Origin of the sequence: Actinomadura sp. 21ATH (assembly GCF_041951345.1) — a bacterium.
Taxonomy (GTDB): domain Bacteria; phylum Actinomycetota; class Actinomycetes; order Streptosporangiales; family Streptosporangiaceae; genus Spirillospora.
This window is the reverse complement of sequence record NZ_JBGNUR010000007.1, coordinates 257,256-278,356: the sequence shown is the minus strand read 5'-3', so window position 1 is coordinate 278,356 and position 21,101 is coordinate 257,256. Positions and strand designations below refer to the sequence as shown.

The following is a 21,101-nucleotide window of genomic DNA, read 5'->3' as shown; positions in this document are numbered from 1 at the left end:
CGTTCCGAAGGACCGTTCCTTGAGCAAGCCTGTCGTCCTCGTCGCAGAAGAACTCTCCCCGGCCGGCATCGCCGTCCTCGAATCGGACTTCGAGGTCCGCCAGGTCGACGGCGCCGACCGCGAGCGGCTGCTGCCCGCCGTCGCCGACGTCGACGCGCTGATCGTGCGCAGCGCGACCAAGGTCACCGCCGAGGTGTTCCAGCACGCCAAGCGGCTGCGCGTGGTCGCGCGGGCCGGCGTCGGCCTGGACAACGTCGACGTCGAGGCCGCCACCAAGGCCGGCGTCATGGTCGTGAACGCCCCGACCTCCAACATCGTCACCGCCGCCGAGCACGCGATCGCGCTGCTGCTGGCCACCGCCCGCAACGTGCCGCAGGGCCACGCGGCGCTCAAGCAGGGCGAGTGGAAGCGCTCCAAGTACACCGGCGTCGAGCTCCAGGGCAAGACGGTCGGCGTGCTGGGCCTCGGCCGGATCGGCGTCCTGGTCGCGCAGCGGCTGGCCGCCTTCGACATGAACGTGGTCGCCTTCGACCCCTACGTGCAGGCCGCCCGCGCCGCCCAGCTGGGCGTGAGACTCGTCACGCTGGACGAGCTGCTGGCGCAGAGCGACTTCATCACCGTGCACCTGCCCAAGACGGCCGAGACGCTCGGCCTCATCGGCGACAAGGAGCTGCACAAGGTCAAGCCGGAGGTGCGGATCGTCAACGCCGCCCGCGGCGGCATCGTCGACGAGGCGGCGCTCGACCTGGCGATCAAGGACGGCCGGGTGGCCGGCGCCGGCATCGACGTGTTCAGCACCGAGCCGTGCACCGACAGCCCGCTGTTCGTCCACGACAACGTGGTGGTCACCCCGCACCTGGGCGCCAGCACGCACGAGGCGCAGGAGAAGGCCGGCACGCAGGTGGCCCGCTCGGTCAAGCTGGCGCTGTCGGGCGAGTTCGTCCCGGACGCGGTGAACGTCCAGGGCGGCGCGGTCGCCGAGGACGTCAAGCCGGGCCTGCCGCTCGCGGAGAAGCTCGGCCGCATCTTCACCGCGCTGGCCGGCGGCGTGCCGGTCCGGCTGGAGGTCGTGGTCCGCGGCGAGATCGCCGAGCACGACGTCAAGGTGCTGGAGCTGGCCGCGCTCAAGGGCGTGTTCGTGGACGTGATCGAGGAGGCGGTGACGTTCGTCAACGCCCCGCTGCTGGCCCGCGACCGCGGTGTCGAGGTCACCCTGTCCACCACCGAGGACAGCCCCGACTGGCGCAACGTCGTCCAGGTGCGCGGCACGATGGCGGACGGCTCGGTGGTGTCGGTGTCCGGCACCCTCACCGGCCCCAAGCACATCGAGCGGATCATCGAGGTCAACGGCTACCAGATGGAGCTGGTGCCGACCGAGCACATGGCGTTCTTCGTCTACTCCGACCGGCCCGGCATCGTCGGCGTGGTCGGGCGGCTGCTCGGCGACGCCGGGGTCAACATCGCCAGCATGCAGGTCGGCCGGGACGCCAAGGGCGGCCGCGCGCTGATCGCGCTGACCGTCGACTCGCCGGTGCCCGCCGACCTGGTGGACGCCATCAAGGCCGAGGTGGGCGCCGAGAGCGGCCGCCGGGTCGACCTGGAGGGCTGACGCCCCGCCCGCTGTGATCCGCTTCGCCGCCGCCGTGGTCCCGTCCGGGGCCACGGCGGTGGCGTCTCACCATGTGGGAAGTTCGGCCACGGGTCAAGACAGGCGCCTTGACATGCGGGTAACGTGGCCGGTGACATGCGGCGCTTCGTAGTGATCCTTCGCTGCCGCGACGGGGCCTGACAGGCGGGCCACCCCCGTCGCGGAGTCAGCGCTCGGCCGTAAGCCCTTCGATCTTCTCGCTTCCGCGAAGCCTTGGAGTACGCATGAACACCCACGTTTCCGCCACGCCCGACGACGCCGCCGAAGAGGCCGCCCGGGCGCTGCAGACCGCCCTGGACCGCCGCGACAACGGCGGCCGCCCCGCCAAGTGACCCCCGGGTCGACTCGTGGCGTGTCGCCCCGCGGCGCCCCCTCCGCGGGGGCAACACGCCACGAGTGAACGGCTAGGGTGGCGCGGTGGCCGGAGTCGAACGGATCGGGACGCGGGACGTCGCCGGGGTGCTGGGCGAGGTCGCCGCGCTCGGGGCGTTCTTCGAGATCAGGACCGATCCGGCCGAGGAGGCCGATCCGACCTGGCGGCCGCTGCCCGAGCCCGACACCGCCCGGCTGGACGGGCTCGTGGACGCCTACGGGCGGCGGCTCGGCACCGGTGAGCGGCGCGTCGCGGCGTCGATCCTCTTCCAGGGGCTCGCGTCGCGGCTCTGGTCGCCGGTGATCGCGGCCGCCGCGCTCGGGACCGTACCGGACCTGTCGGGCCTGCACTGGCGGTGGGCGCCGGGCGCGCCGATCGCGCTGTGGCTGGCCGATCCCGCGGGCCGTCAGGCCGCCGGTCCGGCCGCGCTCGCCGATCTCGTCCACGCGGAGGTCGTGCGGCGGCACCTCGAACCGCTCCGCGCGGCCCTGTGCGAGGTCGTCCGGCTGGCGGACGGGCTGATGTGGGGGAACGCCGCGTCCGCCCTGGCCGGCAGCCTGCGCCCCGGCGTCGCCGCGCCGGCCGCCGCCCTCGTCCGCGAGCTGCTCGCGCGCGAGCCGCTGAAGGGTACGGGGGAGTTCGGCCGGCACGGCTTCGTCCGGCGCAGCTGCTGCCTCTACTACCGGGTGCCGCCCGGCGGCGAGATGTGCGGCGACTGCGCCCTGCTACGCCGCTAGCGGCTCCTTCCGCGAAGCCGCCTCCCGGCGGTGCGACCGTTCCGTCAGGGCGCCGAACAGCAGGCCCAGCGTGGCCCACAGGACGACCTGGACGCCGAGCGAGGCGATCCGGAAGTCCCACAGCACCGTGCCGGGGAACCCGTCGGCGACCGCGTCCGGCCGCGGCGTGAGCCGGAAGACGGCCGCGACCACGACCGCGAACCCGGCGGCCGTGGCGGTCGCCGCGTTCCAGCCGCCCAGCCGCGGCGCCAGCCGGGTGAAGACGACCACCGCGGCGGCGGTGGCGAGCACGCCCAGCGCGACCATGCCGAAGTACAGCGCGGTACGGCCCCCGATCGTCTCGGGCGCGCCCACGGCGGGCGGCGTCGGCGGATACTTCAGGAACGGCACCAGCACGAGAGCCGTGAAGCCGCCCAGCGCGACCAGGGCCGCCGTGGCGCGGGCGCCGAGCGCGCCGATCCGGCCGTACGCGAAGGCGAACGCGATCGAGAACAGCCCGCCGACCGCCACGCCGTAGAACGCCATGGCCGTGATGAGGCCGCTCGTCCGCTGGACGGTGCGGCTCACCACCACCTCCTCCTCGGCGCCGTGCCCCGCGTGCGCGTGCGCGGCCCGCGCCTCCTCGAACGCGATCGCCTTGTCCGCCTGCGGCTCGCCGTAGATCCAGGCGACCAGGAGGCCCGCCGCGGCGGCGGCCAGGCCGGCGAGCAGGCCGCGGATGAGAAGCGCCCGCATCAGTGGCAGGGGAAGCCGAGCAGGTGCCGGCCGTCGTGCGTGAACTCGTGCACCCACGTGCCGCCGAAGAGGGAGGTGGCGCCCTGCTCGGCGCCGGTGAAGTAGAGCAGCGCGGCGCCCAGGACCAGGGCGAGGACCGCCCAGGGAAGGATCTCGCGCACGGGTACGCGCCGTACGGGCGGCGCCTCGGGAACGGCCTGCCGTGCCATGTCGGCCTGCGACATCGGGGTCTCCTCACGGGGTGCACTCGCCCCGGTAGCGGGAGGACGACGGGTCAGTCTCCTGACTCCCAGATCATCGCCACCCTCCGACCTTCCAGCCGGGTACGGCCGTGGTCGCGTGCGGGGGAGGCTCCCTGGTCACAGTGGCGGGACCGTCCTGGAATCGCACCAGGTTCCTGCGCACCGTCGCCTCGAATGTGAACTTGTCGCCCCGAGGTTCCCTTCGCCGGGCTTCCAAGTCAAGCGCGGTGCGCACAGGTGAGACATATGTGGGAGGGGGCGCCACCCGTATCTCCCCCCGCTGGAGATGCGGACGGTGCCCCCTCCCGCCCCGGCGGCGGCGTTGTTTCGGCCGGCCGCCGCCGGTGCCTCGCGCGGCCGTTCCGGAAGCTCCCACGTCCCGGAAAGGTCCCGCACCATCGAGAGTGCCGCGACGGCGCCGGGTGTGCATGAGTAGCCCCTACTCAATTCCCTGAGCGATTCCCCGGGCGGTCCCGCGCGCATCGTCTGGTGGCGCGCGGTGAGCGTCCGTACGATCCCTGTTGTGCGGACCTCATGGCCGTTCACCGGCCGTACGTCGACGCTCGACGAGATGGGCGCCCTGCTGAGCGCGCGCGAGGCGCGGGGCGTGGTCGTCGCGGGGGACGCCGGGGTGGGCAAGACCCGGCTGGCCGGCGAGGCGCTGCGGCGCCTTGAGCCGGCCCGGTTCACCGTGCTGCGGCTCGGCGGGAGCACTGCGGAGGCGGCGATCCCGTTCGGGGCGTTCGGGCACGTCCTGGCCGTGGAGGCGCTGGACCTGGCGGTCAACCCGATGCGGCGGGCCGCGGAGGCGGTGCGCGCGCTCGCCGGCGGCCGCCCGCTGCTGGTGGCGGTCGACGACGCGCACCTGCTCGACCCGGCGTCGGCGGCGCTGGTGCACCACCTGGTGCTCCAGCGGGACGCGCGGGTGCTGGCGACGGTGCGCGCCGGCGAGCCGGCCCCCGACCCCGTGACGGCGCTCTGGAAGGACGATCTGGCCCGCCGGCTGGACCTGGTCCCGCTGACCCTGGCCGAGAGCCAGGCGGTCGTGGAGGCCGCGCTGGGCGGCCAGCTCGCCGAGTCGACCGCGCGGCGGCTCCACCACAGCACCCGCGGCAACCTGCTGTTCCTGCGCGAGCTGGTGCAGGCGGGCCTGGACCAGGGGCGGCTGGAGGCGGCCGGCGGGGTCTGGCGGTGGCACGGCGACCTGCCGCTGAGCCCCCGGCTGCGCGGGCTGGTGGAGGAACGGCTCGGCACCCTGGCCGCCGCCGAGCGCGACGTCCTGGAGTACGCGGCGCTCGGCGAGCCGCTGGGCGCCGCCACGCTGGCCGCGCTGACGTCCGAGGAGGCGATCGAGCGGGCCGAGGCGCGGCACCTGGTCACCTCGGCCGCCGCCGGCCACCGGCTGGAGGTGCGCCCGGCGCACCCGCTGTACGGGGAGGTTGCGCGGCAGCGGGCGGACCCGGCGCGGATCCGGGACCGGAAGGCCGCGCTCGCGTCCGCGGTGGAGGCGACCGGCATGCGGCGGCACGGGGACGTGCTCAAGGTCGCGCTGTGGCGGCTGGACGCCGGCGTGCCCGCCGATCCCGGCCTGCTGCTGGCCGGCTGCCGCCAGGCGTGGAGCCTGCACGACATCGACCTGGCCGTGCGGTGCGCCGAGGCGGTGCTGGCCGCGGGCGCCGACCCGGCGGTCACCGTCCTGGTCGCGCCCGTGCTGCTCATGGCGGGCCGGCACCGGCAGGCCGAGGAGCGGCTGGCCCGGGTGGCGGACGCGCCGATGGACGAGGCGACCCGGGCGTCGCACGCCGCCGTCCGGGCGTTCAACCTGGGCATGGGCCTGGGCGAGCCGGACCGCGCGGACGCGCTCCTGGCGGAGGGCCTGGCGCGGACGGCCGCCGCCGAGCACCGCCAGGAGATCATCGCCTACCGGTCGCTGGCGCGCGTCTACTCCGCGCGGTTCGGCGAGGCGGAGCGCGAGGAGGCCGCCGCGGGCGGCGAGCCGGTCCAGCGGGCGGCGCAGCTGATCGCGGCGGGCCGGGCGCTGCGGCTGATGCTGACCGGGGCGTACGGCGAGGCCGTCGCGCTGTCGAACGCGATGCTCCGGGAGCCCTCCGCGCTGCTGCGGGAGATGCCCACGCTCGTGGCGGCCTTCGGCGACGCGCGCGCGGGCGCGTCGCTGTTCGCGGGCTACCTGGACGCGGCCGACGCGTTCATCGCCTACGGCGAGGCCCTGTTCACCGAGGAGCACCTGTCGCCGGTGGCGGCGACGACGTGCCGCTCGCTGCGCGTGGAGTACTGCCTGCTGCGCGGGGACCTCCGCGGCGCCGTGCGGTGGGCGCACGAGGCGGCCGCGCACGGGTCCGGGGCGATCCGGGCGATCTCCGGGCACGGGTACGAGCTGCTGGCGTACGCAGCCGCCGTTGCCGGGGACGCGGCCACGGCGGCCACGGCGATGCGGGAGGCGATGCGGCGCCGTACCCCGGCGGGACGGATCTTCCACTTCCGCGCCGACCTGGCCCGCGCCTGGATCAGGGCGGCGGCGGGCGACCACGCGGGCGCGGCCGGGCTGGCGCTGGACCTGGCCCCCGGCTACCGGGAGCGGTCGCTGCGGGCGTACGAGATGTTCGCGTTGCACGACGCCGTACGGCTGGGCGCGGCCGGGCGGGCCCGCGACGGGCTGGAGCGGCTGGCGGGGGAGACCGGCGGCCGGCTGGCGGGCCTGTTCGCACGGCACGCGGCCGCCGCGGCGGCGGGGGACGGCGCGGGGCTGGACGCGGCCGCGCTCGCGTTCGCCGACCTGGGCATGCCGCTGTACGGGGCGGAGGCGGCCGCGGCCGCGGCGGCGGCGCACGGCCGTGCCGGGCGGGCCCGCGAGGCGAACGCCGCCGCGACCCGCGCCCGCGCGCTGGCGGCGCGCTGCGCGGGCGCCCGCACCCCGGCGCTGGCCGGGCTGGCGGCGCCCGGCCTGACCGCCCGCCAGCTGGAGATCGCCCGGCTGGCCGCCGAGGGCCTCGGCAACCGCGAGATCGCCGACCGGCTCGTCCTGTCGGTCCGCACGGTCGCCAACCACCTGCACGCCGTGTACGACCGCCTCGGCGTCACCGACCGCGACGGCCTCGCCGAACTCCTGCCCGGCCGGCCCCGCTAAGGCCGGTAGAGCTCGGCCAGCTCGTCGCGGCCCGTCACGCCGAGCCGCTCGTAGATCGTCACCAGGTGGTTGCCGACCGTCCGCATCGAGATGTCCAGCCGCGCGGCGATCTCCCGGTTGCTGAGGCCCTGCGCGGCCAGCCGGGCGATCTGCCGCTGGCGGCCGGTCAGCTCGGGCGCCGCCAGCGCGGCCAGCGCCGGGGTGCGGGCGCCCGGGCAGCGGCCGGCGAGGGCGCGGGCGCCGGCCAGGGCGGCGGCGGCCGGGCGGTCCCGTCCCGCGGCCTCGTACGCGCCGGCGGCCTGCGCGGCGGCCTCGGCGGCGTACAGGAGCGTCCCGAGCCGCTCGAACTCCCCGGACACGGCCATGAGGGCGTCGCCGTCGCTGGCGGCGGCCGCGCCGGCGTGCCGGGCGCACAGCGGCGGCAGCGGCCCGTCCATCTCCGCCGCGAGCGCCCGCAGCCGCTCCGGTACGGTCCCCGCCGCGCCCAGCCGCACGGCGTCGTGGAGCGCGAACATCGTGTAGCCGCGCAGCCCGTGCCGCTCGGCGTCCTCGGCCGCCGCCAGCGCGGCGGTCACCGCCGCGGCGTCGTCGCCGCGCGCGGCCAGCACCCAGGGCCGGGCCAGGACCAGCGAGAAGTCCACGCCGTGCCAGGCCGGGCGGGCCAGCGCGGCGGCCCGCTCCAGTGCCTCCTCGGCCGCGGCGGCCCGGCCCAGCTGCGCCTCGGCGCAGGCCAGCTCGCCCAGGCACAGCCCGGCGAACATCGCCGGCCGGCCGGCGAGCTTGGCGACGCCGTCCCGCGACCAGCGCGCCGCCTCGTCCAGCTCGCCGCGCAACCGGTGCAGCTGGGCCCGCCAGCCGCTGAACGAGGCGGCGATCCGGGCCCGGCCGGTCTCCTTGACCAGCTCCAGCCCCCGCTCGGCGGCCTCCAGCCCGGCGCCGGCCCGGCCCGCGAACAGGTGCCCGACCGTCCGCGCGTGGGCGAGCGTGGTCTGCACGATCGGGACCTCGTCCCGCCACGCGTCCACGTCCGCCAGCCGCGCCCGCACGGTCTCCTCGGCCCGGTCGCCGAGCCCGCGGTACGCGTCCAGGAGCGCTCCGGCCGCGTCGGTCTCCGCGGTGATCGCCGGGGGCGCCTCCCCCTGGGCGCGGGCCCGTTCCACGGTCTCCCGGGCCTCGGCGACGCGCCCGGCGAACAGCGACACCCAGGCCGACAGCGCCAGCACGTGCCGCCGCCAGGCGCCGTCGGTGATCGCCGCGGCGGCCCCGGCCAGGACCTCGCCGGCCGCCCGGTCACGGGCCAGGCCCCAGGCGAGCACGAGCCCGCGCGCCCCGGCGTGCAGGGCCCGCTCGCGGTCGTCGCCGAGCCGGCCGGCCACCTCCCGCAGCGCGGCCTCGGCCTCCTCGTCGCGGTCGGCGAAGTGCAGCACGGTCGCGAGCAGCGCCGCGGCCTGCCCCGCGCCGCCGGGCCGCCGGTCCGGGCGGGCCAGGTACCCGTGCAGCGCCGCCCCCGCCAGCCGCGCGGCCAGCTCCAGGTCCAGCGCGGACCAGGCCAGCCAGGCGGCCCGCAGCAGCGGTCCCGGCCCGGTCTCGCCGCCCGAGTCCAGCCGCCAGGTCGCCACCCGCAGGACGTCCTCGCGCCGCCGCCGCCCGGTCGCCTCGACCGCCTCGGCCATCCGGCGCAGCCGGGCGCGGGCGGGCAGCGGGCCCGTGGCCGCGCGCACCACCTCGCCGTACAGGGGGTGGGCCAGCCGCAGCTGCCGGCGCCGGCCGTGCGGGTCGGGCGCGACCGCGACGAGCTGCCGCGCCCGGACCCGGGCCACCGCCTCGGACCCGGCCAGCTCGCGCAGCATGGCCTCGCAGAGCGGCTCGCCGAGGGCCAGGTACTCCAGGACGAGGCGCTCCTCGTCGTCCACCGCCCCGATCCGCGCCTCGATCAGCTCCCGCAGGCGCGGCGTCAGCGGCGGCCCCGCGGCGCAGCGCCACACCCCGCCGCTCTCGGCCAGCATCCCGGCCAGCACCAGCTCGCGCAGGAAGAGCGGGTTGCCGCCGGCGACCCGCCACAGCCGCCGCGCCCCCGCGTCCTCGACCTGCCCGCCGAGCACGGTCTCCAGCAGCCGGACGGTCTGGGCGTGCCCGAGGGGCCCCAGCTCCAGCCGGTGCAGGGTGCCGTTCCCGTGCAGGGCCGCGAGCGGGGCCGGCAGCGCGGACCCGGTACGGGCCGTCGCCAGCAGCCGGGCCTCGCCGCGCTCCAGCAGCTCGCCGACCAGCGCGGCGGACGCGGGATCGAGGCTGTGCGCGTCGTCCAGGGCCAGCACCAGGCGCCGCCGGCCGGCCGCCGCGACCGCGTCGGGCAGCAGCCGCGGGCCGGAGCCGGGGACCCGCTCGGCGGGCAGCAGGTGGGCCAGCGCGCCGTACGGGATCCGCGCGGCGGCCTCGGTCGCCTTGGCACGGACGACCAGGGTGCGCGCCGGGTCGAGGTCGGCGGCCACCTTGGCGGCCAGCCGGGACTTGCCGACCCCGGCGTCGCCGATCACGATCACCCCGGCGGCGTGCGCGTCGAGCAGCGCGGACCGTACCGCCGCCAGCTCGGTGGTCCGGCCGACGAACGGCCACGCGGGCGCGGTCCCGGGCGGGGAGCGGTCAGCGGGCCCGGGCGGGTCGGGGAACGGGCGCGACTCGGCCACGCGCGCATCGTACGAGCGCGTCCCGGCCCCGCCAATCCCGCCACGCGGTGAGGATCGGGTTTCTCAGACGGTCACGTCTGTCAGACGGGCGCCCCCAGGTAGGCCGACACGCGGTGCACGACCGCGCGGTCCGGGCCCGTCAGCAGCGCCGGGTCCTCGCCCGGCAGCAGCTCGGTCGAGTTGACCGCCTTCTCCGCGCGCGCCAGCGCCTCCAGGGACGTTCCGAGCGAGACGACGGCCGAGGAGCGCTCCTCCGGGTCGTACAGCGAGATGCCGCGGACGAGGCCGGAGACGGTCCGCAGCGCGGGCCCGATCCGCTCCCGCTGGGCGAACCTGGCCGATTCCAGCCACGCGTCGTCGTGCGGGCCGTCGAAGAACAGGAGCACCGCGGCGCCGGGCGGCAGCTCCGCGTCCGGGCCCTCCTCGGCCGACTCCACCTCGTAGATCCGGTCGCTGTGCAGGGTGACGGGCCGGGGCCCGCCGCGCGCGGCCTCGGTACGGTCCACCGCCAGCCGGGCGTCCTCGGCCGTCCGCCACAGCGTGAGCAGGGCCCCGGCCGCCGTCTCCTCGACGGCCTCCATCAGGCACAGCCCGGCGAAACCGGGATGGCCCGCGACGATCTCGACCAGCCGGCGCACGGCCCCGGCGGGCGCCGGCATCCCGCCGACGGTCTGCAGCCTGGCGTACAGCATCCTTCCGCTTCCCTTCCCCCCAGGGCGGCTCGCCCCTGCGCCCGCCCCTTGGGCACAGCCTGCTCTTCCGGCCTGCCGGACGCCTGAGTAACCCCTACTCAAGTGGCCCTGCCCGGCCGCCTCGCCGGCCGAGACGTCGATATCGAATCCTGAGACGGATGCTCAGGAACTGAGACGTTTGCAGTAGAGTGCGCCCATGGCATCCCGCAGCATTCGACTGGCCGTCATCCCCGGTGACGGGATCGGCCCCGAGGTGGTCGCCGAGGGGCTGAAGGTCCTCGACGCCGTGGCCCCCTCGTCCGGCCTGGTGTTCGAGCAGACCCCGTACGACCTCGGCGCCGCCCGCTGGCACCGTACCGGCGAGACGCTCCCCGACTCGGTCCTCGAGGAGCTGCGCGGCCAGGACGCCATCCTGCTCGGCGCGATCGGCGACCCCACCGTGCCGAGCGGGACGCTGGAGCGGGGGCTGCTGCTGCGGACCCGGTTCGAGCTCGACCACTACGTCAACCTGCGGCCGGTCAAGCTGCTCCCCGGGGCGGCCACCCCGCTCGCGGGCGTGGGCCCCGGCGACATCGACATGGTCGTCGTCCGGGAGGGCACCGAGGGCCCGTACACGGGCGTCGGCGGCGTCCTGCGCAAGGGCACCCCGCACGAGGTCGCGACGCAGGAGAGCGTCAACACCGCCTTCGGCGTCGAGCGGGTCGTCCGGTACGCCTTCGAGCAGGCCGCGAACCGGCCGCGCAAGAAGCTCACCCTGGTCCACAAGGACAACGTCCTGACCTTCGCCGGCGACCTCTACCAGCGGATCCTCAAGAAGGTCGCCGCGGAGTACCCGCAGGTCAGCACGGACTACTGCCATGTCGACGCGGCCACGATGTTCTTCGTGAACGACCCGGGCCGGTTCGACGTGGTCGTCACCGACAACCTGTTCGGCGACATCATCACCGACATCGGCGCCGCCGTCGCCGGCGGCATCGGCCTGGCCGCCTCGGGCAACGTCAACCCCGAGGGCGCCGCCCCGTCGATGTTCGAGCCCGTCCACGGCAGTGCCCCCGACATCGCGGGCCAGGGCAAGGCCGACCCGACCGCCACGATCCTGTCGGTGGTCATGCTGCTGGACCACCTCGGCGCCGCCGAGGCCGCCCGCCGCGTCGAGCGGGCCGTGTCGGACGACCTGCTGGAGCGCGCGGGCCAGGGCGCCCGCACGACCGCGCAGGTCGGCGACGCCATCGCCAAGCGAGTATCCGGCTAGCGGCGCGTCTGCTCATGACCGGGCGCGCCCACGTGGCGCGCCCGGTTTTTCGGCGTGCGCCAAGTGGAGGAGTGAGCTGGATGAAGTACGACAATAAGGACTAAAGGAATGCTGAGCGGCAACGGGGCCGCGGCGGCGATCCGGGAGAGGACCCCACGATGAGCACCCTGGACTTCGACATCACGCTCAACGAGCGGCCCATGCCGGCCGCCGAGCGCGACCGCGTCCTGGCCGACCCCGGATGGGGCCGCCACTTCACCGACCACATGGTCACGATCCGGTACTCGGCGGACGAGGGCTGGCACGACGCCCGGCTCGAACCGTACGGGCCGATCCCGATGGACCCGGCCAGCCAGGTCTTCCACTACTCCCAGGAGCTGTTCGAGGGCCTCAAGGCGTACCGGCAGGCCGACGGGACGATCGTGACGTTCCGCCCGTACGCGAACGCCGCCCGGATGAACCGCTCGGCCCGGCGGATGGCGATGCCGGAGATCCCCGAGCAGCTGTTCGTGGACGCGCTGGAGCTGCTGGTCCGCACCGACCGCGAGTGGGTGCCCACCAAGGAGGGCTACAGCCTCTACCTGCGGCCCTTCATGTTCGCCACCACCCGTGCCCTCGGCGTCAACCAGCCGGCCGACGAGTTCCTCTTCGCGGTCATCGCCTCCCCGTCCGGCAACTACTACGCCCGCGGGATCAAGCCGGTGTCGGTCTGGCTGTCGACCGACTACACCCGCGCCGCCCCCGGCGGCACCGGCGAGGCCAAGACCGGCGGCAACTACGCCGCCTCGTTCGCGGGCCAGGCCCAGGCCGTCGAGCAGGGCTGCGACCAGGTCGTCTGGCTCGACGCCGCCGAGCGCAAGTGGGTCGAGGAGGTCGGGTCGATGAACCTGATCTTCGTGTACGGCTCCGGCCCGGAGACCCGGCTGCTCACCCCCGCGCTCACCGGCACGCTGCTCCCGGGCATCACCCGCGACAGCATGCTCAAGCTGGCGCCCGACCTCGGCATCCCGGTCGAGGAGGGCCGGATCAGCGTGGACGAGTGGGAGTCCGGCTGCGCCTCCGGCGAGATCACCGAGGTCTTCGGCTGCGGCACCGCCGCCGTGATCAGCCCGGTCGGGCACGTCAAGGGCGCCGACCGCGAGTGGCGCATCGGCGACGGCGAGCCCGGCGAGGTCTCGATGCGGCTGCGCGAGGAGCTGATCGGGATCCAGTACGGCACCCGCCCCGACCCGTACGGCTGGGTCCACAAGATCGTCTGACCGGCGGACCCGCCCCGCCCGCCCGAGCGGCGGGCGGGGCCGACACGCCCGGCGTTCCACATCCTGAGACGTTCGTCCGAGCATCGGCACCGGTATGGCAGACTGATGGGCATCATGCGCCACAGCCTCGTGATTATCGGCTGGCGCGCCGGCTGACAACGGGACACCGCCGGCGCGCAGACCTCTCACGTCCGTGAGGGGTCTTTCTGCATTTCAGAGCAGGGTGCTACAGCAGTCCAGGACTCGCGGAACCGGCGCAAGGGCGCGGCGGCCCAGACCCTTGAGGGAGACCAACGATGCAGGGTGACGACGCCTTCCACGTGTACGACACAACGCTGCGGGACGGCTCGCAGCAGGAGGGGCTCAACCTCTCCGTCACCGACAAGCTCGCCGTCGCGCGGCACCTGGACGACCTCGGCGTCGGCTTCATCGAGGGCGGCTGGCCCGGCGCCAACCCCAAGGACACCGAGTTCTTCAGGCGGGCTCTGACCGAGCTCGACCTGAGGCACGCGCAGCTCGCCGCGTTCGGCGCGACCCGCCGGGCCGGAGTGAAGGCCGCCGACGATCCCCAGGTGGCCGCCCTGCGCGAATCCCGCGCGCCCGTCGTGACCCTGGTCGCCAAGAGCCACGACAGGCACGTAGAGCTGGCCCTCCGGACGACCCTGGCGGAGAACCTCGCGATGATCCGCGACACGGTCTCCCACCTCGTCGCGGAGGGCCAGCGCGTCTTCCTGGACGCCGAGCACTTCTTCGACGGCTACAAGGCCAACCGCGCGTACGCGCTGGAGGCCGTCCTCACCGCCGCCGAGGCCGGCGCCTCCGTCGTCGCGCTGTGCGACACCAACGGCGGCATGCTGCCGGACGAGCTGGCCGACGTCGTCCACGAGGTCGTCTCCGCCGGTGCCCGCGTCGGCATCCACTGCCACGACGACTCCGGCTGCGCGGTGGCCAACTCGCTGGCCGCGGTGAAGGCCGGCGCCACCCACGTCCAGGGCTGCGCCAACGGGTACGGCGAGCGCAGCGGCAACGCCAACCTCTTCACGGTGATCGGCAACCTCCAGCTCAAGCGCGGGATGCGGCTGGTCACCGACGACCAGATGGCCGAGATGACCCGGATCGCGCACGCCGTCTCCGAGGTCACCAACGTCACGCCCAGCTCCCAGCAGCCGTACGTCGGGGTGTCGGCGTTCGCCCACAAGGCGGGCCTGCACGCCTCGGCGATCAAGGTGGACCCCGACCTCTACCAGCACATCGACCCGGCCCTGGTCGGCAACGACATGCGGATGCTGGTGTCCAGCATGGCCGGGCGCGCCTCGGTCGAGCTCAAGGGCCGCGAGCTCGGGTACGACCTGTCCGGCGAGAAGGCCAAGGACGTCGTCGCGAGGGTCAAGGAGCTGGAGTCCACCGGCTACACCTTCGAGGCCGCCGACGCCTCGTTCGAGCTGCTGCTGCGCGAGGAGCTGACCGGCGTCCGGCAGCGGCACTTCGAGGTCGAGTCCTGGCGCGCCATCGTGGAGCGCCGCCCGGACGGCTCCATGATCAGCGAGGCGACCGTGAAGCTGCACGCCAAGGGCGAGCGGATCATCGCCACCGGCGAGGGCAACGGCCCCGTCAACGCCCTGGACAACGCGCTGCGCGTCGCGCTGGAGCGGCTCTATCCCGAGCTGGCCCGGCTTGAGCTGGTCGACTACAAGGTCCGGATCCTGGAGGGCTCGCACGGCACCGACGCCCGGACCCGCGTCCTGATCGAGTCCAGCGACGGCGAGCGCGAGTGGGGCACGGTCGGCGTCGAGGACAACGTCATCGCCGCGTCCTGGCAGGCCCTGGAGGAGGCGGTCACGTACTGCCTGCTGCACGCCGGCTACGAAGCGGGCTGATCCGGCCGATCGTGAAATACCCGCGCCGCGGCGGGCATTGACCGGACATGAGCAAAGAGATCAGCGACAACGCCGAGGCGAGCCGGTACGAGATCCGGGTGGACGGGGAGCTGGCCGGGTTCGCCGAGTACCGGACCCGGCCCGGCAAGATCGTCTTCACCCACACCGAGGTCTTCGACGCGTTCGAGGGCCAGGGCGTCGGCGGCGCCCTGGCCCGCGGCGCGCTGGACGGCGTCCGCGCCAAGGGCGGCCTCGCGGTGGTGCCGCTGTGCCCGTTCATCAAGGGCTGGATCGACCGGCACCCCGACTACCAGGACCTCGTCGGCAGGGAAGGCGCCTGAGAACGGGGAACGGGCGGGCGCGCCGATCGCGCGCCCGCCCGTTCCGTACCGGCTTCAGTCCTTCGGGCCGGTGCTCTCGATCACCTCGAACGACCACTGCTCGGAGCCGGTCGCCGCGGGGCCGCCGTGCCCCTTGTTCGGCTCCTTGCCCTCCTTGGCCTCCTGCTCGTCCTTCATGGAGCGGGAGTGCCCGCGCTGGAACGCCTGGCCCTCCATCCACGCCTTGAAGGACGCGTCGTCGCGCCACCGGGTGTAGACGAGGTACCGGTCGGTGCCGTCCACCGGGCGCAGCAGCTCGAAGTACTCGAACCCGTCGGCCTCGTCGACCAGTCCGGCCCGCTTCGCGAACCGCCGCTCCAGCTCCTCGCGCATCGGCTCGGGCACGGTCAGCACGTTGATCTTCACCACGGACACGTCGGCCTCCTCGTCGTCTCGTTCTGGGACGACCCTATCCAGCCCCCTCCGGCGGTCCCGGAGCGGCCGCCGGCGCGCCCCTGACAGAGTCTGATGACTCAGGTAAGCGGTTAACTGGAAGAAATTCGGCGAATGCGTCCCAAACAAGTGGCGAGTGCGTCGCCGGGGCGCCATGATGTGTAACCCGTGCGGCGCGGGGGGTCCCGCGCCGTTCCCGATGTACCCGAGCACGGAGTGAGCGCATGTCTGTCCGACCCTGGAGCCCCGAGACCGCTCGGCGCTGCGTCGACGGGGCATGGGCCGACATCGCGTTCGAGCTCGGACTGCTGTACGAGCGCGAGGGCGACCTCGACCAGGCGGTCCGGTGGTTCCGGCACGCCGCCGAGTGCGACCGGCCCGGCGCCGCGGTACGGCTCAGCTCCGCGCTGACCCGGCTCGACGACGAGCGCGCGGCGGGCTCGGGCGAGGAACTGCTGGCCGAGGCGAGCCGCTGGCTCAGCGAGGGCGTGGACGCCACCCGGCCCGACTCGATCCGCCTGATCACCGACATGCTGGACCGGCACCAGCGGGCCGCCGCCCGCCGCGGCCTGGAGGCCGCGGGCGCGGGCTGACCCGCGCCGCACGGCGAACCCGCCCGGAGCGTGAACCTGATCGGCCTCGCCATCGTCGGAGTCCATAGGCCGGCACACGGGCCGACGCGATGGAGAAGGTGACGAGTTGAGCGGCGAGGAGCCCGGGTACGTCCCCCCGGACCACAAGACGACCACCGAGTTCGCGATCCCGGCGGTCAAGGGCGATCCCGAGGACACCGTCCAGGAGACCGCGGCCGGGGACGACGCCCCGGACGAGATCGGCGAGCGGACGATCGTGGACCGCCCCGCGGCGGACCTGACCCTTCAGGACGCCGCCGTCGACGACCTCGGCGGCGCCCCGGCGGAGAACACCGTCGTCGAGGCGGCCACGGGCCCGTCCACGCTGACGGACGCCACCATGTCCGACTTCACCGTCGACACCGGCGAGACCGGCGGCGGCGCGCCCGCGTCGACCACGTCCGTACCGCTGCCGCCGTACGCGCTGGCCAAGGAAAGCCCGGCACCCCCACCGGCACCCCCGGCGCCCGCGCCGGCCGCCGAGCCGGAGCAGCCGCCCGCGGTGCCCGAGCAGGGCCCCTGGACGGCCCAGTTCGGCGCCGAGGAGGCCACCGGCGGGCAGCCCGCCGCGTTCGCCCAGGAGGCGCCGCCGGCCCCCGAGGCCGAACGCCCCTCCCTCCCGCAGGCCGCCGCCGCGGCCCCCATGGCCGCCCTCACGCCCCCGGCCGCCCCCGAGGCCGCGGCCCCCGCCGCGCCCCACCAGCCGGCACCGCCCGCCGGGGCCGCGCCGCCGCCCGCACCGGCCGCCGGGCCCGAGGCCCCGACCCCGCCCACCGGCGCCCCGCCGCCGCTCCCCGCCGGCTTCGCGCAGCCCGCGCCGCCCGCCGCGGCGCCCGCCGGCGGACCGCCGCCGGGACAGCCGCCGGTCGCGTCCCCGACCGGAGGCGTGCCGCCCGCGGGAGCGTCCCGGAGCAAGGGCAGGCGGCCGCTCCTCCTCGCCGCCGCCATCGCCGCGATGCTGATCGTGGGCGCCGGCGCCATCGTCGCCGCCATCGTCCTGTCCGGCGAGGACGACCCCGCCGGCGGCAAGGGCCCCGCCGCCGCCAGCCCGCCGGCGTCCTCCGCGCCGCCCGCCACGCCCACCGGCACGGCCACGCCGACGCCCGCCGCCTCACCGGGCGCCACCGCCCCCGGCGCGGCGCCCGCGCCGTCCCAGACCCCGGGCGCCCCCGTACCGGCGCCCACCACCGCCCCCGTCGGCCCCGTCGTCCCGGGCAAGGGCATCAGCTACCAGCTCGTCCAGCGCGACCCCGGCTACTACGAGGGCAGGTTCGTCATCACCAACCGGTCGAGCCGGCCGCTGACGGACTGGAAGATCACCTTCACCGCCCCGGGCGGCAACGTGAAGAACATCTGGGGCGCGCGGCTCGTCCGCAAGGGCGGCAAGGTCGAGATCCGGCCCCTGGAGAACGCCCCCGCGATCCAGCCCGGCGCCACCTGGGACGTCCAGTACGGCGCCGAGGGCGCCGCGGCCGACCCGAAGGACTGCGAGCTCAACGGCAAGCCCTGCGGCTTCTGACCAACGACACCCGTACTAGGCTCGACGCCATGCGTATCGCGAGGTTCTCCACCGACGAGGGCATGTCCTTCGGGGTGGTGGAAGAGAACACCATCGCCGCGGTCGCGGCCCACCCCTTCGGGGAGCTGACGTTCACCGGGCAGCGGTTCCCGCTCGCCGACGTGCGGCTGCTCGCCCCGATCCTGCCCAGCAAGGTCATCGCGATCGGCAAGAACTACGCCGATCACGCCCGCGAGATGGGCGGCGAGCCGCCGGCCGAGCCGGTGATCTTCAGCAAGCCGTCCACCGCGGTGATCGGCCCCGGGGAGGCGATCGCCTACCCCGAGAAGCTCAGCGAGCGGGTCGACTTCGAGGGCGAGCTGGCCGTGGTCATCGGCCGGATGTGCCGCGAGGTCCCCGCCGCCCGCGCCGCCGACGTCATCCTCGGCTACACCGTCGCCAACGACGTCACCGCCCGCGACCTGCAGAGCAGGGACGGGCAGTGGACCCGGGCCAAGGGCTTCGACACCTTCTGCCCGCTCGGCCCCTGGATCGAGACCGAGGCCGACCCGGCCGACCTCGCGATCACCACCACGGTGAACGGGGAGACCAGGCAGGACGCCCGCACGTCCCTGCTCCTCCACGACGTGCCCGCGCTCGTCGAGTACGTCAGCCAGGTCATGACGCTCCTGCCCGGCGACGTCATCCTGACCGGCACCCCCGCCGGAGTCGGCCCCCTGGAGATCGGCGACGAGGTCACCGTCACCGTCGAGGGCATCGGCGACCTCACCAACCGCGTCGTCGCCCGCGACTGAACCGGCCGCCTCCGGCTCCGTGCCTCCTGCTCCGCCCGCCGTGCGGCCTCCCTACCCTGGTACGGAGGCCGCACGGCAAGGAGAGACCATGGCATTCGCGGGTTTCAGCGACGAGACCTTCGCCTTTTACGAAGGACTGCTCGCCGACAACTCCAAGAGTTACTGGACCGCGCACAAACCCACCTACGAGAGCCGCGTCCGCGCGCCCCTGGCCGAACTGTGCGCCGAACTCGAAGCCGAATTCGGCCCCGCCAAACTGTTCCGCCCGTACCGCGACGTCCGGTTCTCCCACGACAAGACCCCGTACAAGACCCACCAGGGCGCCCACGCCCTCGGCGGCCTGTACGTCCAGGTCGACGCCGACGGCCTCATGGTCGCCGGCGGCATGTTCGCCCCCGACCCCGAACGGCTCCGCCGCTACCGCGCCGCCGTCGACGCCGACTCCAGCGGCAAGGAACTGGAGGCCATCGTCGACCGCCTCCGCGCCCAGGGCCTGGAGATCGCCGGCGACCGGCTCAAGACCCGCCCGCGCGGCACCGACCCCGGCCACCCCCGCCTCGACCTGCTGCGGCACCGCTCCCTCTACGCCCACGAGGGCTGGCCCGCCGACCCGTGGATGCACACCCGCGAGGTCGCCGACCGCGTCCGCGACTCCTGGCGCCGCCTCCGCCCCCTCGTCGAGTGGGGCAACGCCCACCTGGACCCGCCCGGCGACCCCGCCTAATCGTTTTGGCCGAACTCCCAAGGTCCTGTATTCTCTTCGAGGCGCGAGCGACCCGGAGGATCCCGATCCGAAGGGCCCGCTTACCGCACTGGGGTATGGTGTAATCGGCAGCACGACTGATTCTGGTTCAGTTAGTCTAGGTTCGAGTCCTGGTACCCCAGCTGTTCCGGCCGCTTGACGGCCGGACACGCCCCCGTCGTCTAGTGGCCTAGGACGCCGCCCTCTCAAGGCGGTAACGGCGGTTCGAATCCGCTCGGGGGTACGTGGCGGGACCACCCTGCTCGTCGCCCTCGTGGGCGACTTCGCCGGGGCCCGCTGTGTTTGCCCAGGGGGGCGACCCCCTGGAACCCCCGATGTGAAGGCTTCGCCTTCACGCGCGGGGTTGCGCAGGTCGTTTGAGGCTGGTCTCGGTGTCGTGCTGAGGTCGGTTGCACGCCCCCGTCGTCTAGTGGCCTAGGACGCCGCCCTCTCAAGGCGGTAACGGCGGTTCGAATCCGCTCGGGGGTACAGGAAGAAGGCGGGTCAGGTTTTCCTGACCCGCCTTCTGGCGTTCGCGCACCGGGTCAGGACAGGTACGCGGTGATGGCCTCCGAGAGGCCGCGGCGGGACTCGTCCACGTCGGTGAAGGTGCTCAGGTTCTGCTCGTCGCGCAGGCCGCGCAGGGCCGCGGGGAGCAGGCCGCGGACGCGGGTGACCTTGGTCCTGTCCACCGGGACGCCCTCGAACGCCCGGTCGCAGGTCGCCGACCACTCGGCGTCCCAGGCGGCCAGGGCGGACGCCGTGCGCGGGAACGCGGCCGCCAGGTCCACCGGACGGTGGGGGAGCGCGGTCCGCAGGTTGGTGATCGCCTTCGAGGCCGGGCGTTCCAGGGCGTTCCAGAGCATCTCGACCACGGCGTCCACGCGGGCGGCGAGGGAGGCGCCGTCGGGGACCTCGGGGAGGACCGTCTCCCATTTGGTGCCGATGTACTCCAGCATCGCCGCCCACAGGCCGTCCGCGTCGCCGAACTGGTGCTGGATCGTGCCCCAGGTGACGCCCGCCTCGCGGGCGACCAGGTTGGCGCTGACGGCGTCGGGGCCGCCCTCCGCCAGGCAGCGGATGGCGAGCCGGAGCAGCTGCTCCCGGGTCTCCAGGCCCCGGCGGTTGAGTCTGGTGCCCTTGGCGCTCAGCGTCATCGGACTCGGCCGGCGAGGCGGCCGATGAAGGCGGTCACCTCGTCGGGGGACTTGTCGGGCAGGCCCCAGATGACGTCGGTCACGCCGGCGTCCGCCCAGCGGGCGATCTCGTCGCGGTCGGGACGGGTGGTGGCCAGGAGGGCGATGTCGGGGGCGCCCGTGCGGCCGGCGGCCGCCCATGCCTTGTGGAGGTCGGCGGCCTTGGCGGGGACGTCCTGCTCGATCGGCGTGGTCATCCAGCCGTCGGCACTGGCGGAGATCCACTCGAAGGTCTTGGGACCGGCTCCCGCGCCGATGAGGACGGGGACGTGCGGCTGGACGGGCTTCGGCCAGGCCCAGGAGGGGCCGAAGCTCACGAACTCGCCGTCGTAGGCGGCCTCCTCCTGCGTCCAGAGGGCGCGCATGGCCTCCAGGTACTCGCGCAGGACCGTCCTGCGCTTCCTGGCCGGTACGTGGTGGTCGGCGAGCTCGTCGGTGTTCCAGCCGAAGCCGGCGCCGAGGGTGACGCGGCCGCCGGAGAGGTGGTCGAGGGTCGCGATCGCCTTCGCCAGCGTGATCGGGTCGGACTCGACGGGGAGGGCGACCGCGGTGGCGAGCCGGATCCGGGTGGTGACGGCGGCGGCGGTGGCCAGCGACACCCAGGGGTCGAGGGTGCGGGTGTAGCGGTCGTCGGGGAGCGTCTCGTCGCCGGTGCCGGGGTGGGCGGCGTCGCGGCGGACGGGGATGTGGGTGTGCTCGGGGACGTAGAAGGTGTCGAAACCGGCGTCCTCGGCCGCCTTGGCGGCCTGGGCGGGCGCGATGCCGCGGTCGCTGGTGAACAGGACGATTCCGTGGCGCATG

The 21,101-nt window shown here is 74.8% G+C and carries 18 protein-coding genes, 3 tRNA genes and 1 riboswitch; of the genes, 14 read left to right on the top strand and 7 right to left on the bottom strand.

Annotated elements, in window-relative coordinates; genetic code table 11:
• Positions 1–19 precede the first annotated feature (19 nt).
• Positions 20–1,609: a phosphoglycerate dehydrogenase gene (gene serA, locus ACA361_RS22755; RefSeq protein WP_375014745.1), complete on the top strand. Its 1,590-nt coding sequence runs from the start codon at positions 20–22 to the stop codon at positions 1,607–1,609.
• A 456-nt stretch (positions 1,610–2,065) separates the two neighbouring features.
• The gene (locus ACA361_RS22750; RefSeq protein WP_375014743.1) at positions 2,066–2,758 is read left to right on the top strand and encodes a (2Fe-2S)-binding protein; all 693 of its coding nucleotides are present in this window, start codon (positions 2,066–2,068) and stop codon (positions 2,756–2,758) included.
• Here the strand turns inward: ACA361_RS22750 and ACA361_RS22745 are convergent.
• On the bottom strand, positions 2,747–3,493 hold the full coding sequence (locus tag ACA361_RS22745; RefSeq protein WP_375014741.1) for a CbtA family protein: 747 nt from the start codon (positions 3,491–3,493) through the stop codon (positions 2,747–2,749). The two genes, ACA361_RS22750 and ACA361_RS22745, sit on opposite strands and share 12 nt — an antisense overlap.
• Positions 3,493–3,717 carry a CbtB-domain containing protein gene (locus ACA361_RS22740; RefSeq protein WP_375014739.1) on the bottom strand — a complete coding sequence of 75 codons (225 nt, stop codon included), beginning with the start codon at positions 3,715–3,717 and terminating at the stop codon, positions 3,493–3,495. The genes ACA361_RS22745 and ACA361_RS22740 overlap by 1 nt, the downstream gene beginning before the upstream one ends.
• A gap of 30 nt (positions 3,718–3,747) precedes the next feature.
• A riboswitch (cobalamin riboswitch) is annotated at positions 3,748–3,936 on the bottom strand.
• A gap of 322 nt (positions 3,937–4,258) precedes the next feature.
• Here ACA361_RS22740 and ACA361_RS22735 point away from each other — a divergent pair.
• Positions 4,259–6,880, top strand: a complete 2,622-nt coding sequence (locus ACA361_RS22735) for a LuxR C-terminal-related transcriptional regulator (protein WP_375014737.1) — start codon at positions 4,259–4,261, stop codon at positions 6,878–6,880.
• Here the strand turns inward: ACA361_RS22735 and ACA361_RS22730 are convergent.
• Both ACA361_RS22730 and ACA361_RS22725 read right to left on the bottom strand, forming a co-directional pair.
• On the bottom strand, positions 6,877–9,564 hold the full coding sequence (locus ACA361_RS22730) for a LuxR C-terminal-related transcriptional regulator (protein WP_375014735.1): 2,688 nt from the start codon (positions 9,562–9,564) through the stop codon (positions 6,877–6,879). The genes ACA361_RS22735 and ACA361_RS22730 overlap by 4 nt on opposite strands.
• An 80-nt stretch (positions 9,565–9,644) precedes the next feature.
• Positions 9,645–10,256, bottom strand: coding sequence for a hypothetical protein (locus tag ACA361_RS22725; protein WP_375014732.1), 612 nt, complete (start codon positions 10,254–10,256; stop codon positions 9,645–9,647).
• A gap of 196 nt (positions 10,257–10,452) precedes the next feature.
• Here ACA361_RS22725 and ACA361_RS22720 point away from each other — a divergent pair, with 196 nt between their 5' ends.
• The 4 genes from ACA361_RS22720 to ACA361_RS22705 all read left to right on the top strand — a co-directional run bounded on the left by ACA361_RS22720 (position 10,453) and on the right by ACA361_RS22705 (position 14,985).
• Positions 10,453–11,508, top strand: coding sequence for a 3-isopropylmalate dehydrogenase (locus ACA361_RS22720; protein ID WP_375014730.1), 1,056 nt, complete (start codon positions 10,453–10,455; stop codon positions 11,506–11,508).
• A 158-nt stretch (positions 11,509–11,666) separates the two neighbouring features.
• On the top strand, positions 11,667–12,767 hold the full coding sequence (locus ACA361_RS22715) for a branched-chain amino acid aminotransferase (RefSeq protein WP_375014728.1): 1,101 nt from the start codon (positions 11,667–11,669) through the stop codon (positions 12,765–12,767).
• Positions 12,768–13,063: 296 nt separating this feature from the next.
• Positions 13,064–14,644: a citramalate synthase gene (gene cimA / locus ACA361_RS22710; protein ID WP_375014726.1), complete on the top strand. Its 1,581-nt coding sequence runs from the start codon at positions 13,064–13,066 to the stop codon at positions 14,642–14,644.
• 47 nt (positions 14,645–14,691) lie between these two features.
• A complete protein-coding gene (locus ACA361_RS22705) occupies positions 14,692–14,985 on the top strand; it encodes a GNAT family N-acetyltransferase (protein WP_375014724.1) in 294 nt (97 codons plus the stop codon).
• Positions 14,986–15,039: 54 nt separating this feature from the next.
• On the opposite strand, the gene ACA361_RS22700 is transcribed toward ACA361_RS22705, so the two are convergent.
• Complete coding sequence (locus ACA361_RS22700) at positions 15,040–15,399, bottom strand: antibiotic biosynthesis monooxygenase family protein (RefSeq protein WP_375014722.1); 360 nt, start codon at positions 15,397–15,399, stop codon at positions 15,040–15,042.
• A 242-nt stretch (positions 15,400–15,641) separates the two neighbouring features.
• Between ACA361_RS22700 and ACA361_RS22695 the strand changes: the two genes are divergently transcribed.
• The 7 genes from ACA361_RS22695 (at position 15,642) to ACA361_RS22665 (ending at position 19,593) form a co-directional block, all read left to right on the top strand.
• On the top strand, positions 15,642–16,010 hold the full coding sequence (locus tag ACA361_RS22695) for a hypothetical protein (protein ID WP_375014721.1): 369 nt from the start codon (positions 15,642–15,644) through the stop codon (positions 16,008–16,010).
• Positions 16,011–16,116: 106 nt separating this feature from the next.
• On the top strand, positions 16,117–17,568 hold the full coding sequence (locus ACA361_RS22690) for a cellulose binding domain-containing protein (RefSeq protein WP_375014719.1): 1,452 nt from the start codon (positions 16,117–16,119) through the stop codon (positions 17,566–17,568).
• Between the two features lie 29 nt (positions 17,569–17,597).
• Positions 17,598–18,362, top strand: coding sequence for a fumarylacetoacetate hydrolase family protein (locus ACA361_RS22685; protein WP_375014717.1), 765 nt, complete (start codon positions 17,598–17,600; stop codon positions 18,360–18,362).
• 88 nt (positions 18,363–18,450) lie between these two features.
• A complete protein-coding gene (locus ACA361_RS22680; protein ID WP_375014715.1) occupies positions 18,451–19,086 on the top strand; it encodes a DUF2461 domain-containing protein in 636 nt (211 codons plus the stop codon).
• 89 nt (positions 19,087–19,175) lie between these two features.
• Positions 19,176–19,247 (top strand) — tRNA-Gln (locus tag ACA361_RS22675).
• Positions 19,248–19,275: 28 nt separating this feature from the next.
• A tRNA-Glu gene (locus ACA361_RS22670) sits at positions 19,276–19,348 on the top strand.
• 172 nt (positions 19,349–19,520) lie between these two features.
• A tRNA-Glu gene (locus ACA361_RS22665) sits at positions 19,521–19,593 on the top strand.
• A gap of 56 nt (positions 19,594–19,649) precedes the next feature.
• Here ACA361_RS22665 and ACA361_RS22660 read toward each other — a convergent pair.
• Positions 19,650–20,261 (bottom strand): TetR/AcrR family transcriptional regulator, encoded by a 612-nt coding sequence (locus tag ACA361_RS22660; RefSeq protein WP_375014714.1) that lies wholly within the window; start codon positions 20,259–20,261, stop codon positions 19,650–19,652.
• Positions 20,258–21,100, bottom strand: a complete 843-nt coding sequence (locus tag ACA361_RS22655; RefSeq protein ID WP_375014712.1) for an LLM class F420-dependent oxidoreductase — start codon at positions 21,098–21,100, stop codon at positions 20,258–20,260. Before ACA361_RS22655 ends, ACA361_RS22660 begins: the two co-directional genes overlap by 4 nt.
• Position 21,101: the final 1 nt, after the last annotated feature.